General features: G+C 45.6%; 14 protein-coding genes. 5 read left to right on the top strand and 9 right to left on the bottom strand.

The window, feature by feature from the left end; all coding sequences use genetic code 11:
• Positions 1–126: 126 nt before the first annotated feature.
• The 9 genes from murG to mraZ form a co-directional block, all read right to left on the bottom strand.
• Positions 127–1221: an undecaprenyldiphospho-muramoylpentapeptide beta-N-acetylglucosaminyltransferase gene (murG, locus tag CLV59_RS26785; RefSeq protein WP_111595182.1), complete on the bottom strand. Its 1095-nt coding sequence runs from the start codon at positions 1219–1221 to the stop codon at positions 127–129.
• 32 nt (positions 1222–1253) lie between these two features.
• Positions 1254–2450 (bottom strand): FtsW/RodA/SpoVE family cell cycle protein, encoded by a 1197-nt coding sequence (locus tag CLV59_RS26780; protein ID WP_111595181.1) that lies wholly within the window; start codon positions 2448–2450, stop codon positions 1254–1256.
• Positions 2451–2492: 42 nt separating this feature from the next.
• Positions 2493–3833 (bottom strand): UDP-N-acetylmuramoyl-L-alanine--D-glutamate ligase, encoded by a 1341-nt coding sequence (murD, locus tag CLV59_RS26775; protein WP_111595180.1) that lies wholly within the window; start codon positions 3831–3833, stop codon positions 2493–2495.
• 45 nt (positions 3834–3878) lie between these two features.
• Positions 3879–5138 carry a phospho-N-acetylmuramoyl-pentapeptide-transferase gene (gene mraY / locus CLV59_RS26770; RefSeq protein ID WP_111595179.1) on the bottom strand — a complete coding sequence of 420 codons (1260 nt, stop codon included), beginning with the start codon at positions 5136–5138 and terminating at the stop codon, positions 3879–3881.
• 114 nt (positions 5139–5252) lie between these two features.
• Positions 5253–6719, bottom strand: coding sequence for a UDP-N-acetylmuramoyl-L-alanyl-D-glutamate--2,6-diaminopimelate ligase (locus CLV59_RS26765; protein WP_111595178.1), 1467 nt, complete (start codon positions 6717–6719; stop codon positions 5253–5255).
• A complete protein-coding gene (locus CLV59_RS26760) occupies positions 6720–8822 on the bottom strand; it encodes a penicillin-binding protein (protein ID WP_111595177.1) in 2103 nt (700 codons plus the stop codon).
• Positions 8823–8973: 151 nt separating this feature from the next.
• A complete protein-coding gene (locus tag CLV59_RS26755; protein ID WP_111595176.1) occupies positions 8974–9357 on the bottom strand; it encodes an FtsL-like putative cell division protein in 384 nt (127 codons plus the stop codon).
• Between the two features lie 113 nt (positions 9358–9470).
• Positions 9471–10382, bottom strand: a complete 912-nt coding sequence (rsmH, locus tag CLV59_RS26750; protein WP_111595175.1) for a 16S rRNA (cytosine(1402)-N(4))-methyltransferase RsmH — start codon at positions 10380–10382, stop codon at positions 9471–9473.
• An 11-nt stretch (positions 10383–10393) separates the two neighbouring features.
• Positions 10394–10861 carry a division/cell wall cluster transcriptional repressor MraZ gene (gene mraZ, locus CLV59_RS26745; protein WP_111595174.1) on the bottom strand — a complete coding sequence of 156 codons (468 nt, stop codon included), beginning with the start codon at positions 10859–10861 and terminating at the stop codon, positions 10394–10396.
• A 490-nt stretch (positions 10862–11351) separates the two neighbouring features.
• Between mraZ and CLV59_RS26740 the strand changes: the two genes are divergently transcribed.
• From CLV59_RS26740 to CLV59_RS26720, 5 genes are all read left to right on the top strand, one after another.
• On the top strand, positions 11352–12188 hold the full coding sequence (locus CLV59_RS26740; RefSeq protein WP_111595173.1) for an outer membrane protein assembly factor BamD: 837 nt from the start codon (positions 11352–11354) through the stop codon (positions 12186–12188).
• A complete protein-coding gene (locus tag CLV59_RS26735; protein WP_111595172.1) occupies positions 12157–12498 on the top strand; it encodes a DNA-directed RNA polymerase subunit omega in 342 nt (113 codons plus the stop codon). The genes CLV59_RS26740 and CLV59_RS26735 overlap by 32 nt, the downstream gene beginning before the upstream one ends.
• A gap of 82 nt (positions 12499–12580) precedes the next feature.
• Positions 12581–13801, top strand: a complete 1221-nt coding sequence (gene coaBC, locus CLV59_RS26730; RefSeq protein ID WP_245950962.1) for a bifunctional phosphopantothenoylcysteine decarboxylase/phosphopantothenate--cysteine ligase CoaBC — start codon at positions 12581–12583, stop codon at positions 13799–13801.
• Positions 13794–14711, top strand: a complete 918-nt coding sequence (porD, locus tag CLV59_RS26725) for a type IX secretion system protein PorD (protein ID WP_111595171.1) — start codon at positions 13794–13796, stop codon at positions 14709–14711. Before coaBC ends, porD begins: the two co-directional genes overlap by 8 nt.
• 74 nt (positions 14712–14785) lie before the next feature.
• Positions 14786–15268, top strand: a complete 483-nt coding sequence (locus tag CLV59_RS26720; protein WP_111595170.1) for a DUF4296 domain-containing protein — start codon at positions 14786–14788, stop codon at positions 15266–15268.

Below are 15268 nucleotides of genomic sequence, written 5' to 3'. Positions count from 1 at the left end.
CACTATAAAGACAGTTATCTTCTGATAACTGTTTGAAATTTTTCTGAAGAAGCGTTATCAGTTTTTTCTTCAGATTGCGTTTCTGTATGTTGAAGCAGATTTTTTGTTCTGCTTTTAAAATAATTTTTATCGAATGATAGCCAGTACTTCGTTTGCAATGTCCATATCAGCGTTTGGATGGGCCAGCGTACCAATGTGCTGTTCCATTTGTTCCATCAGCGCTTTGTTTTGCAGGAGGCTGAAGAGTACACTTTCCAGCTCCGTTTGCACTGCATCATTCTTGATAATCAAGCCTGCTTTCTTATTTACGAGATTCATCGCATTGGAGGTTTGATGATCTTCTGCTGCAAATGGGTATGGTACGAAGATGACAGGTTTTCTTACCACACAAAGTTCAGCAATGGCCAGTGCGCCTGCTCTTGATAATACTACATCTGCCGCTTTGTAAGCGAAGTCCATTACGTTGATGAATTCGTATACTTTCACATGTGAAGCGTAAGGCGCTGCTGCCGCTTTCGCTGTTTCATAAAACGGCTTACCTGTTTGCCAGATCAGCTGGATATTCTTCTTCACTAAAGTCTCCAGCAGTGGTTGCAGCGCTTCGTTGATGGATTTTGCACCCAGACTACCACCTACTGCAAATACAGTTTGTCTGTTTTCTGACAGTCCGAAATGTTGTACCGCATCTTGTTTGGTAACGGCCGACTGTGTAATATTATTTCGTACAGGGTTGCCTGTTAATATGAGTTTATCTGCCGGGAAGAATTTATCCATGCCGTCATATGCCACACATATTTTCCTGGCTTTTTTCCCCAGTATTTTATTGGATTTGCCGGCGAATGAATTCTGTTCCTGGATCAGGGACGGGATATTCATTTTTTGGGCAGCTCTCAGGATGGGGAAACTGGCATAACCGCCAACGCCCACTACTGCGTCTGGTTGGAAGTTCCGGATAATGGACTTCGCGTCTCTCAAACTTTTCCAGATTTTAAATGGCAGCAAAATGTTTTTAAAGAGATTGCTGCGATTGAATCCTGCTATTTCGAGACCTTCAATTTTGTAGCCTGCCTGTGGCACTTTCTCCATTTCCATTTTGCCTTTGGCGCCTACAAAAAGAATCTCCGTATCGGGCTGAATCTTCTTCAACGCATTGGCAATGGCAATGGCCGGGAAGATATGTCCTCCGGTACCGCCGCCTGCTATGATAATTTTGCGTTGCATTTGCTATAGTTCTTTTGTTTATCTGAATATTATTAAGCTATTGCCTGATCTTCTCTTGCTGCCATTACTCTTTCGAGTCTTTCTTTTTCGGCTTGTTTACCTTCCATTTCTTCCACATTTCTCGCCACACTCAGTATAATACCGATGGCTAAACTGGTAAATATCACGGAGGAACCTCCCATACTTACCATTGGGAGCGTCACCCCTGTAACCGGGAACAGGTGCACATTTACCGCCATATTGGTCAGTGCCTGTATGACCAGTGTGACGCTTAGCCCTACTGCTAGGAATGCGCCGAAGGCGTAAGGACATTTTCGATATATCCGAATACATCGCAGTAGTAGTAACATATAGGACGCCAGTATCAGAAATGCCCCTACCATACCATATTCTTCAATGATCGTTGCATAGATATAATCCGAATAGGCGTGTGGCAGAAAGTTACGCTGGGTACTATTGCCCGGGCCTTTCCCCAGAAAGCCTCCACCTGCGATAGCAATATTTGCCTGTTGCACCTGGTAGGGCGTTTCGGTGTGATCATCATGCAGGAAGCTGTCGATACGTTTTTGCCATGTTTTGGTACGCATCTCTTTTCCTGTCAGTTTGGCCAGCATGAACATCATGACTACCAGAACCATTCCGGCGGCTATCATGGCTGCGAGGAAGCGGATAGGTACTCTGCCGATAAAGCAAAGCAACATACAGCTGGCGCCCAGCAGGAGGGCCGTACTCATATTGGCCGGCATGATGAGCAGGCATATAACGCCTACTGGTACGATGATCGGAAGGAAACCCTTCTTGAAATCGTCAATAATGTGTTGTTTTCTCGATAACTGCCTGCTTACGTACATGAATATGGCCAGTTTTGCCACGTCCGATGTTTGGAAGGTCAGGTTAATGATCGGGAGTCTGATCCATCTGCTGGCATCGTTGATATGAGAACCGAAAGCCAGTGTATAGACCAGCAGCGGAATCGATATCAGGAAGCCTACCTGTGCCACCCTGGAGTAAATCGTGTAATTCACCCGGTGAGCAAAGTAGATGATCAGCAGACCCATGACCAGTACGGAAAGTTGTTTAAGGAGATAATACTCCGTGTGTCCACCTCTTTCCCTGTAGGCCAGCGAGCCTGTTGCACTATATACCGCCAGCAAGCTAACCAGCGATAGGAAAATCACTATCGTCCAGATAACTTTATCGCCTTTGGTTCTATAGAGCAGATTATTCATATTCGTTTATTCGTGACCGTTACAATACCTTTAACCCAATTATTATAGTTCTCTTACCGCGTCTTTAAACTGTCGGCCTCTGTCTTCATAATTTTTAAACAGATCGAAGCTGGCGCATGCAGGGGAGAGCAGTACTACATCTCCTTTATCTGCTAGTTTCAGCGCGGTGGTAACAGCTTCTTTCATGCTGATAGTGCTGACCATCACGGGCGTATCCTTAGACAAAGCTTCTTCGATAGGTTTATTATCCACACCCAGGCAAACGATCGCTTTCACTTTTTCCTGTACCAGCGGGCGGATAGCGGTGTAATCGTTTCCTTTATCCACACCTCCCATAATCAGTACGACTTTCTTCTCAATGCTTTCCAGTGCGAACCATACGGAGTTTACGTTGGTAGCTTTGCTGTCGTTGATAAAGTCCACCCCTTTTACCGTGGTTACGTATTCCATGCGATGTTCCAGACTTTTGAAGCTGGTAAGACTTTCGCGGATTTTTTCCTTACGAATGCCCATGGTTTTGGCAGCGATACCTGCGGCCATGGAATTGTAGAGATTATGTTTCCCTTTCAGGGCCAGGTCATAGATGGATACTATTACCGGGTCCTCGTCTACCTTTATGTGCAACTGGTCGTTGTCGACAAAGCCGCCTGCTTTCAATCGTTTCATGATGGTAAAAGGTATTGATGTTGAATAAATGGGTTGCTGCGTAAGGTGTTGCGTGATCTCAGGATCATCCATGCAGTAGACGAATTTATCGTCGCCAGTTTGGTTCATGGTAATTCTGAATTTGGATTTGACATAATTTTCCATTTGGTAATTATATCTATCCAGGTGATCAGGCGTAATGTTCAGGAGGATGGATACATCGGGTTTGAATTCCTTGATGTCATCCAGCTGAAAGCTGCTAACTTCAATCACATAATACTCCGCTGGTGCGGTGGCCACCTGGCGGGCATAGCTGATACCGATATTTCCTACCATGGCCACATCATAACCTGCGGTTTTAAAGATGTGGTAGGTGAGGGCGGTGGTGGTGCTTTTGCCGTTGCTGCCGGTGATGGCAATAATCTTTTTACCTGTCGAAAAACGGTAGGCCAGTTCTATTTCGGAAATGACAGGGACGCCTTTTTCGCGTACCTTTTTCATCAGATCTGATTTCTCAGGGATGCCTGGGCTTTTCACGATTTCATCCGCGTTCAGTATAATATCCCAGGAGTGATGTCCTTCCTCAAATGGTATCTGGTTTACCGCCAGTTCCTGCTTATAAATGTCTTTTATATTGCTTCCGTCTGACACAAAAACCTCATATCCCTGCTGTTTTCCCAGCAAGGCTGCGCCGATTCCACTTTCTCCCGCTCCCAATATGATTAGTTTGTGTGCCATTTCGTTTAACCTTCTACGTTAGTTTTAATGAATTGAATCTTTTTACTATCTCATTTTCAGTGTTGCAATGGCGAAAACCACACACATGATGGTTACGATCCAGAAGCGCACTGATATTTTACTTTCGTGATAACCGATTTTCTGATAATGGTGGTGAAGTGGCGACATTTTCAGCAGTCGTCTTCCTTCGCCGTATTTCTTTTTGGTGTATTTAAAGTAGGATACCTGTATCATTACAGATAGCAGTTCTACCAGGAATACGCCGCAGAATATGGGGATCAGCAGTTCTTTACGAACGATGAAGGCCAGCGATGCGATGATACCGCCGATGGCCAGCGAGCCCGTGTCTCCCATAAATACTTGTGCCGGAAAGGCATTATACCAGAGGAATCCTACGCAGGCGCCTACGAATGCCGCAATGAAGATGGATAATTCGCCCAGGTTGGGGATATACATCACATTGAGGTATTCTGCGAATTGGATATTACCGGAGACATAAGCAAAAATGCCGAGGCCTACCCCTATAATCGCCGAAACGCCCGTTGCCAGGCCGTCAAGTCCGTCTGTTAAATTAGCGCCATTAGATACCGCCGTAATTACAAAGATTACAATCAGTATATAGATGGCCCAGGTATACTTTTCAGCGCCTGGAATCCATGAGATGAGTTTAGAATAATTGAACTCATGATTTTTTACAAACGGGATGGTGGTGATAGGCGTTTTCACATCCGCAAAGCGGTGACCATCGCGGGTTACTCTTTCCGGGTGGTTCTTCGCCATGTGTTCATAAGGAGCGATTTTTTTTGCGCCCATAATTTCACGGGAAACCACTACATCATTATTGAAGTAAAGGGTACAGCCTACAATCAGTCCGAGTCCTACCTGGCCCATGATTTTGAATCGTCCGGCCAGACCTTCTTTATTCTTTTTAAATACTTTGATATAATCATCCAGGAAGCCGATTAATCCCAGCCATATGGTGCTGAGCAGCATCAGCCAGATATAAACATTGGCTACCTGAGCGAATAATAATGTTGGAATGACAATGGCAGACAGGATGATAAGGCCGCCCATGGTTGGGGTACCTTTTTTGGAATTTTCACCAGTGAGTCCCAGTTCGCGGATAGTTTCCCCGATCTGACGGCGCTGGAGCGTTCTGATAATTCTTTTACCCAACAACAGGGATATTACCAATGACAGCAATAGAGCCATGGTAACGCGGAAGGTGATAAACTGGAACATGCCACCACCCACGATGCTGATGTTGAATTGAGATTTCAGATAATTTAAAAAATAATATAACATATAGTTTTAGTAGTACCTGCCTGGCCTGCCATTGATGGCGAAGCAGGTGTTTAAGTCATTGAGTTATTACGATATTTTACATCAACGTCACGTCGTTCCGGTTTTCACACGGTGTTATTTTTCCAGCATTGTCATCATGTCGTGTAATACCTGTTTATCATCGAACGGATGTTTCACGCCGTGAATTTCCTGGTATTTTTCATGGCCCTTTCCGGCAACGAGAATGATATCGTTTTTACCGGCGAGGGTTAAAGCCGTTTTGATGGCTTCTTTTCTGTCAACGATGGAGATGCATCTTTTTTTCAGATGCACGGGGACGCCTTTTTCCATTTCAGCGATGATGGCTGTAGGGTCTTCAGAGCGTGGGTTATCCGAAGTAAGGATAACGCGATCGCTGTTTTCCACGGCTACATCTGCCATAATAGGGCGTTTTGCGGTGTCTCTGTCGCCCCCGCAGCCGACCACAGTAATCAGTTGTTCGTTTCCTTTACGAAGGTTCTGAATGGTGGCTAATACATTTTTCAATGCATCCGGGGTATGTGCATAGTCCACAATAGCGATGATCTGGTCTTTATCTGAGATAAAGTAATCGAATCTGCCTTCCGCGCCTTGTATATCGCTCAGGGCCTGGAGGACAGTGGCTTTATCTTCGCCCAGTAATCTGGCGGCGCCATAAACGGCCAGCAGATTGTAGGCATTGAACTCACCGATCAGACGGAAATGTACTTCTGTATCATCGATCATCATGATGAGTCCTGTCAGGTTATTTTCCAGGATTTTTCCTTTGAAATCTGCCAGGGTATGGAGACTGTAAGTTGCCTTACGGGCTTTGGTATTTTGCAGCATCACGTTTCCTCTTTTATCATCGAGGTTGGTGAGTGCGAAAGCTGATGTAGGCAGGTTATCAAAGAATGATTTTTTCACGCGGATGTACTCATCAAAAGTTTTGTGGTAATCCAGGTGATCATGGGTGATATTGCTGAACAGTCCACCTGCAAAGCGGAGGCCTGCGATGCGTTGTTGATGGATGGCGTGTGAGCTCACTTCCATAAACGCATAGAGGCAACCGTCTTCCACCATTTTAGCCAGCAGGGCATTCAGACTAATAGGGTCTGGGGTGGTATGGGTAGACGGGATAACGGTATCGCCTATTTGATTTTGTACGGTAGATAACAATCCGCAGTGATAGCCCAGTTTCGAATACAGGCGGAACAGGAGGGTAGCGATGGTTGTTTTACCATTGGTACCGGTTACGCCTACCAGTTTGAGTTGGTGGGAGGGGTTATCAAAGAAATTGCCAGCCATTATGCCGCTGGCGGCAGCACTGTCTTTCACCTGTACATAGGTCACTTGATCATGCATTACCTCTGGCAGGGATTCGCAGATGATAGCGGCTGCACCTAGAGATACAGCTTTCTCGATATATTGGTGACCGTCCGCATGTACGCCTTTTACAGCGATGAATGCGTCCTGATTACCGATATTTCTGGAATCGATAGCCAATGCGTTCACGGGGATGCCTGCATCTCCGTGGACAGCGATGATGCTTACGTTGTATAATATGTCGCGCAGCGTCTTCATCTAGCTCAGTTCAATTACAATTGTTTGTTCGTTTCCAATTTTAGTTCCGCCGGGGAGTGATTGTGTTTTCACTTTACCGGCTCCTTTTATTACTACACGTAAGCCTGCATTTTCCAGCAGGTATAGCGCATCTTTGAGTCCCATTCCGGTAACATCCGGTACAGCGCCTTTAGGTTGGCTGACTTGTTGGAAGGTTACCTTTTGGTTATCTACCTTGGCGCTTACCCAGCTGGAAGCCGTAGCGTTACCAGCGGGGAGGTGGAGTGTTTGAAGGATTTCATTCCATTCTGCTCCTTTTCCATTTTTCATGGCCAGGGTAGAGTCAATTTTCAAAGTAGCCTGCATGGGCGCTTGTTTTTCCACTGCCAGAGCGAAGAGGCGATCGGCGACTTCCCTAAACACAGGACCCGCAACACTGGCGCCATAGAAGCGCAGTGCATGCGGTTTGTTTTTGATGACTACCACGCAGGTATATTGCGGATCATTTGCGGGGAAATATCCTGCAAATGAAGCCTGGTATATTTTATCGGCATACCCTCTGCTGCCGTTGGCAACGAGGGCGGTACCTGTTTTTCCAGCGAAAGAGTAGTATTGGTTTTGCAGTTTTTTGGCGGTACCGTTGGTAACGACGCCTGCCAGCATTTGCTGCACCTGTCTGAGTGTACTGTTAGAACAGATGCTATCCATTACTATCGTTGGTTCAAACTGTTTTACTACCTGGCCATATTCCATAATAGAATTGACGAGGTAGGGTTTCATCATTTTACCGTTGTTGGCCACTGCGTTGTACAGCATAGCTGTTTGCAGTGGGCTGATCAGTACTTCATAACCGAATGCCATCCAAGGGAGGGAGGTATTGGACCAGGTGCGGGAGTTGGTGGATTTAATCACCGGGCGTCCTTCGCCGAGGAGGTCAATACCTGTAATTTGGTCGAGTTTGAGTTTCCTCAGGTGTGCGACAAAATTATTCGGTTGTTTGCTGTAGTACTGTACAGCGAGTTTGGCCATACCTACATTGGAGCTGAGCTCGAATGCATGTTTGATGGTTACGTTCTGTGGGCCCGGGTGGGGTTCAGAATCGTATACCGTTCTACGGCCAACTTTCCATTTACCGCCGTCCATGTTTACCATTGTATTCATGGTAGCGTATTTATCTTCCAGTACAGAGATGACGGTGGCCAGTTTAAAAGTGGAACCTGGTTCGCCAACCTGCAGTGCATAGTTCATATTTTCCCAATAGCTACCATCTTGTAGATGGCCGATATTGGCGAGTGCTTTGATTTTTCCTGTTTTCACTTCCATCAGGATACAGGTACCGTGATCTGCTTCGTTTTGCACCATCATATTCATGAGGGCCGTTTCCACGATATCCTGCATGTTTACATCGATGGTGGTAACGATATCGCGGCCATTTTCTGGTTCGATATCGTATCCTTCTACGGGAACGTAGGTTCCACCGGCGATGCGTCGCATCAGGCGTTTACCGGTAACGCCGCGGAGATAATCGTCGTAGGTTCTTTCGAGTCCTACGCTTTGAGCGTTCTCGCGGGCGAGGCCGATTGTTCTGTTGGCCAGCAGTTTAAAGGGGTTGATGCGTTTACTTTTCGTTTCCGCGATCATGCCGCCTTTGTTTTTGCCGAGACGGAACATTGGTAATGTTCTCAGGGTCTGGTATTGATCGAACGGTACATCTCTTTTGAGGAGAAAGTAGCGGTCTTTCGATTTATAGCCTTCCTGCAGTAATTTTTTATATTCTGCCTGTGAGCGGTCGTTGAACAGCTGTGACAGGCAGAGGCTGAGGGAGTCCAGGTTTGTTCTGAACACCAGGCCTTTTTTATCGGTGAGGCCGTCGGCGGCGAAATCTATTCTGATATCGAAATATGGAATAGAAGTGGAGAGCATTCTCCCTTCTTCAGAATAGATGGTGCCTCTGTCGGCATCGAGGGCTACGTAGCGGGTATGGAGACTATCAGCCATGCTTCGCCAGTAGGAGCCCTGGATATTCTGGATATAGAAGACTTTGGCGAGGATAGCGACGCCGAAGAGCGCCATGCCGATCAGGCACAGATACACACGCCACAATATGTCTTTTTTTACATCCACTGCTAAGTTATTAGTTGCTCCTTTGGAGGGGAGCTATTAGGTATGATACCTGACACTGGCGGTTTTATTGAGATGCTTGCCATATAGTATTTACCAGCATCCCCGCCGGTATGGTAGTACAGGCGGGCAGTATCAGGTATCAATGTGTTATTCATTTTTTATCTGTTTCGTTTTTCAGCAGTATTTTCCGGGGCGGCGAGCTGAGTTGTTTAAGTCCCAGTTGTTCGACGGATTTGCTGACTTCGCTCATTTTGCTTCTGAACATGAGCTCACTCTTCACGTTGATATATTCCCACTTGAGCTCTTTAATTTCTTTACTAAGCTGATTGATACGGCGTATTTTCTTTTCAGCGAGGTGGCTGTTGGCGATATAGATAAGTGCCAGGGCAGCAAGAAACAGGATACGGGGCATGTTCTGTACCAACATGGAATAGTTGATACGGAGCCGCCACTCTTTTTTAGGTTCCAGCGTTTCGGAGTTATCCTCGACGGCTTGGTTTTCCTGGTTTTTTTCGATTATTTCTTCCTCTAACACGCGCTATGCTTTAAATAAGAATTACGAAATGGATATTGCGTTAGCCATCATCAGATAAGCAATCACAGTGAATAGGAATGATAGGATTGAAGCCAGGTTTTTTTAGGACCGGGCTACATGTTTTTTTCGGCTACGCGCAGTTTGGCGCTCCTGGATCTGCTGTTGCTTTTCAGCTCTGCTTCGCTGGCGCTAACCGGTTTTTTCGTGATGAGTTTGAACAATTTAGGGGGTGTTTCCAAGCCAAACGGATCGTCCTGTGCTTCCTCGAAACTGCCAGATTTCATAAAGTTTTTCACCATTCTGTCTTCCAGCGAGTGGAAGGTGATAATGGCGAGTCTGCCTCCTGGTTTCAGCACTTCTGCTGATTGTGTGAGCAGATCTTTCAACGCGCCCAGTTCATCATTAACGGCTATACGCAGTGCCTGGAATACTTGTGCCAGGTATTTCTGCGGATTCCCCTTTACGATTGGCTGAATTACAGCTTTGAAGGCTGCAATGGTGCGCATGGGGTGAGTTTTTCTGTTCTTCACGATGGTTTGTGCCAGTGTTTTGGCGTTGGTTACTTCTCCATATTCCTGAAACAGGAGGTGTAGCCTTGCTTCGGACCATGTGGCCAGCAATTGTGCCGCGGTGAAGTCGGTTCTGGTATCCATCCTCATGTCCAGATCGGCATCGAATCGGGTACTGAAACCTCTTTCTGCCGTATCGAACTGATGGGATGAAACGCCGAGATCGGCCAGAATGCCGTCTACTGGTTCCGCTTTATGCAATTTCAGGAATCGTTGCAGGTGCCTGAAATTCTGTTGTACAAAAGTGACGCGATCGTCTATAATCCTGTTTTTGTATGCATCTTCATCCTGATCAAATACAATCAGTTTACCGTTTTCGCCCAGTTTTTCCAGTATGGCTCTTGAATGTCCTCCGCCTCCAAACGTAGCATCCACATATGTTCCTGAAGGGTTGATATGTAAAAGCTCCGTTGTTTCCTGCAGCAGAACGGGTAAATGATATTGCTGTTCGCCCATATGCTACAGTTTTAAATTGTGATGTTATTATCTCCCCCTCCCATTACCTGTTGTGCCAGATCACTGAAGGCTCCTGGTGAGAAATTTTCAAAGAACTCCTGGTATTTTGCACTGTCCCAGATCTCGATTTTATTGGTGGCCGCGGCCAGTATAATATCCTTGTCAAGATTGGCATAAGAAAGCAGGTTTTTCGGAACCAGCAATCTCCCCGCACTATCCAGCTCCAGTATGGTAGCTCCATTCAAAAAGTAGCGCCTGAATTCCCTTACCTTCGGGTCAAAGTCATTCAACTTGCTTATACGTTCGAAAATGGGCTGCCATTCATTCATCGGATACAGGGACAAACATTTCTCAAACCCTCGGTTAATCACAAACTGCCCCCCGGCGCTTTCTTGTAACTGCTTTTTGAATCCGGCAGGTAATAGAAAGCGTCCTTTTGCGTCGAGCGTTGCTTCATATTCACCGAGAAATCCAGTCATACCATGGGGTAAAGTCCTTGAAATCCATTTTCTAACACAAAATAACACTTTTTCCCACTTTTTTACGAAAAAATACCTGCTAAATTTTTTCCACAGAAAAGAATCCCCTCTTATATTGAGTTTCACCCCTGTTATGAACCCTTTAGTGTGTATTACTTGTGGATATATGTGGATAATGTGTTAATAATATTAGAGGGGATGTTTACAAGGGGTGAATAGCCCTCCAGTCCTTCACTTTCGCTTCTCTCCCTAAGTGGGAAGTTTTCCCTCAAACCAGATTTATATGTTGATTTTTATTCTAATTTGTGCCCGCGCTACCCCCGGATTTTTATCTCACAAAAAAAATATTTGAATATTTCATTTCTTTTTCTATCCAATCCCCCTTTCTTGCCCTTTCGTCGATTTAATCGCCTCTTTTGCAAAATTTTAACAGCATCGAAAATCTCCCTACCTTACATTTACATTTAATTCTTAATTTTGCCACTCTTTTATGCGGAAATTTTTATTGTACTTTAGTCTCCTTACAATTAGTGTAATTGCTTTCTCCTCCTGTAACAATGAGTTACGTAGGATAGAAAAAAGCAATAACTTTGAAAAGAAGCTGGCATACGCCGATAAAATGTACCAGAAGAAAAAGTATAACACTGCACTCACCCTCTACAGTGATCTCATGCAGGTATACAAGGGTACCGATAAATTCGAAGGACTATACTACAATATGGCCTATTGCTCCTACAATCTGAAAGATTATGTACAGGCAGCTTTTAACTTTAAAAACTACCTGGACCTCTTCCCTAACAGCCCAAGAGCAGTAGAAGTAGATTATATGCAGGCTTATTGCTATTATAAACAATCGCCAAAGGTATCCCTGGATCAAACCAATACCATGAAAGCGATCGCTGCCATGCAAACCTTCATCAATAACTACCCTTCCGCACCTAAAGTAGCAGAAGCCAACCTCGTAATTGAACTCTGCCGCCGTAAACTGGAAAAGAAAGAATTCAATGCCGCTGAATTATATTATAACCTCGGTTACTTTAAAGCAGCAGGTATCGCCTTCAAAGGACTGATGCGCAACTACCCCGATTCTGATAAATCGGACAGCTATAAGATAATGGCTATCAGAGCTTATTATCAATATGCTAAAAACAGTGTGCAGGATAAACAAAAAGAACGCTACGAAACCGTGGTTACCGAATACCTGGATTTCGCCGATCACTATCCAAACAGCAAACTGAAGGCAGATGCCGAAAAATTTTATACCTTAGCACAATCAAACATTAAAACTCTGGAAAATGAGCAAAATAAAGCGAAGTCTAACCAGTAGTCTTAATCCATGGGTAGAAACCAAAAATACTACCGATATTAAGAACAGAACTGGCAATTTATATGAATCTATTGCCGTGATTGCAAAACGCGCCAATCAGATCAATATTTCCGTGAAAGAGGAGCTCCATTCCAAACTGGAAGAGTTTGCCAGCCATACAGACAACCTGGAGGAAGTTCACGAAAATAAAGAACAGATCGAGATCAGCCGCTTCTACGAAAGAATGGCTAATCCCGCGATTCAGGCTACTCAGGAATTCCTGGATAACAAGATCTATTTCCGTAAAAATGATGATGACCTGTTCAGCTAATGTTGGACATGCTTTCATTTAAAAATACTATTTTCATAGCGGCAGATATTTCTCTGCCGCTTTTTTATTCTCTATGATGTCCATGGACAATACCAAAATGCTGCAAGGCAAAAAAATACTGCTGGGCGTAACCGGCAGTATCGCCGCCTATAAGGCCGCTACTATCGTTCGCCTCCTCGTAAAAGAAGGCGCCCAGGTGAAAGTAGTGATGACCCCGGCTGCTGCTGACTTCATCACCCCTCTCACCCTGGCTACCCTGTCCAAAAATGAAGTGCCACTCAATATAAGTGACCATAACAGCTGGAATAATCACGTAGAACTAGGCCGCTGGGCCGATGTCATGCTGATCGCTCCCGCCTCTGCCAATACCATCTCCAAAATGGCACAAGGCGCCTGCGATAATCTCCTGATGGCAGTATATCTCTCCGCTGTCTGCCCCGTGATCTTCGCACCCGCCATGGATGAAGATATGTGGCATCATCCCGCTACCCGCAGAAATGTCCAAGACCTTATCTCATATGGTAATATCCAAATCCCGGTAGACTCCGGCGAACTGGCGAGCGGACTGATTGGCGAAGGCCGCATGGCAGAACCAGAGAAAATAGTAGCCTTCCTCCGCCGACACTTCAGTACGGTGGGTGGCCCAAAACCCCTGGCCGGAAAACTGGCAGTGGTAACCGCCGGTCCTACCATCGAACATATTGACCCCGTAAGATATATCAGCAACCACTCCAGTGGTAAAATGGGTATCGCCATCGCGGAATCCCTCGCAGACGCCGGCGCCCAGGTGAAACTGGTACTTGGCCCTACAAATCTGGGTACCCATCATGCAGGAATTGAAACCATCCACATCCAGACAGCAGAGGAAATGTTCCATGCTGTAATTGCGGCCTACCCATTATCAGATATCGTAGTGGCTGCCGCTGCTGTGGCAGACTATCGTCCGGTACATGCGGCAGATAAAAAAATCAAGAAAGGAGAAGACCAACTCAGTATTGCGCTGGAGAAAACCCATGATATCCTTCGTACTTTAGGGAACAACAAAGGCCCTCAGCAAATGCTGGTAGGATTCTCCCTGGAAACCAACAACGAAAAGGAATACGCGCTGAAAAAACTGCGGGAAAAACATCTGGATATGATTGTGATGAATTCCCTCGCAGATGCCGGCGCCGGCTTCAACTATGATACCAACAAAGTTACCCTGTTTGATCGCAAAGGCCGTGAACGCAGTCTCCCCCTGAAATCCAAACAGGAAGTAGCTAAGGATATTGTTTCTGCTATAATAGAACTGCAACATGCTTAAACGCTTATCAGTATTGGCGTTACTGTGTACCTTGCTGTACACCGGCGTCAGCGCACAGGAACTGCGTGCCAACGTTACAGTGGTAGCTAGTCAGCTCCAGGGTGTAGACAAAAAGATTTTTACTACCCTCCAGAATTCCCTGAAGGAATTTATTAATAATCGCCGTTGGGCGGATGATTCCTATGCTCCTTCAGAAAGAATTGAATGTAACGTGATGCTGAACCTGACAGGGATGCCCAGCTCCGACGTTTATCGCGGCACCCTCACCATTCAGGCCACCAGACCCGTCTACAACAGCAGCTACGTCACCAGTATTTTTAATTTACAAGACAATAATGTGCTGTTTCGTTACACGGAATTTCAACCACTGGAATTCAATGATAACCGCGTAGGAGGCAGCGATCCGCTGGCAGCCAACCTGACAGCCATCATGGCCTATTACGTGTATGTGGTACTGGGAATGGATGCAGATTCCTTCTCTCCCCGCGGAGGCGACGGTTTCTTTAAGAAAGCCCAGAATATCGTGATCAATGCGCCCGATGGCAAAGACGTTTCCGGATGGAAAGCATTTGAAAGTCAACGTAACCGCTACTGGCTCACGGACAACCTACTGAACGTGAAGTTTAACAACTTCCACGATGTGATGTACCAGTATCACCGTATGGGACTGGACCAGATGTATGATGATGTGAACGGAGGCCGTAGCGCTATCATGAATTGTATTAACCTGCTATACGCTATTTACCAGGATGTTCCGAACTCTATGCTGATGCAGACTTTCTACTCCGCCAAAGGAGATGAACTGCTGAAGATTTTCTCCAAGGCCATGCCTCAGGAAAAATCACGCGCCGCAGAAATGCTGGCCAAAATGGATATTCCCAACGCGGGTAGATACCAGCAAATGCGTTAGTAAGCCCGTATTATTTTATCAGCAAATGTTGATAGCTTTACGCTTTGGCAAAAAGCTACAATTGACAAGCTAACATGAACTATTTCAAGAAACTCAGTGCAGCGGCCTGTATGATTTTTTTATTCGCCTGCGGAGACGCAGACCGAACGCCTAAAGGTATTATGCCGCCAGATAAAATGACCGTTGTACTGAGAGATCTAACCATTGCAGAAGCATATGGCAACAACGTGTCCAGCGATCAACCAATTATGTTTGATTCGCTGCGCCAGGAAAAAATTAAACTGTATTCCAAACAGGTGCTGGACCTGCATCATGTCTCCGTAAAAGAATTTACGACCAGCTATGCCTGGTATGAAGCACATCCCGACCGACTGAGGGATGTACTGAATAAAGTTCAGGACGATATTGTTGCCCGCAAAAACAAAGCGCCGGATATGGGCGAAATGTCGGCCCCCGCAGCATACAGACTGCGTAACATTTTCCCGAATGCGGAAAAAGCACTCCTGCTTTCAAACGGTACAGATACTATCAAACCATTTATCAGGCATCAGAAATAA

The sequence above is a fragment of the Chitinophaga dinghuensis genome, from assembly GCF_003259435.1.
Taxonomy (GTDB): Bacteria; Bacteroidota; Bacteroidia; order Chitinophagales; family Chitinophagaceae; genus Chitinophaga; species Chitinophaga dinghuensis.
Note: the sequence above shows the minus strand (reverse complement) of the source record. Positions and strands in the feature narration are given on the sequence as shown.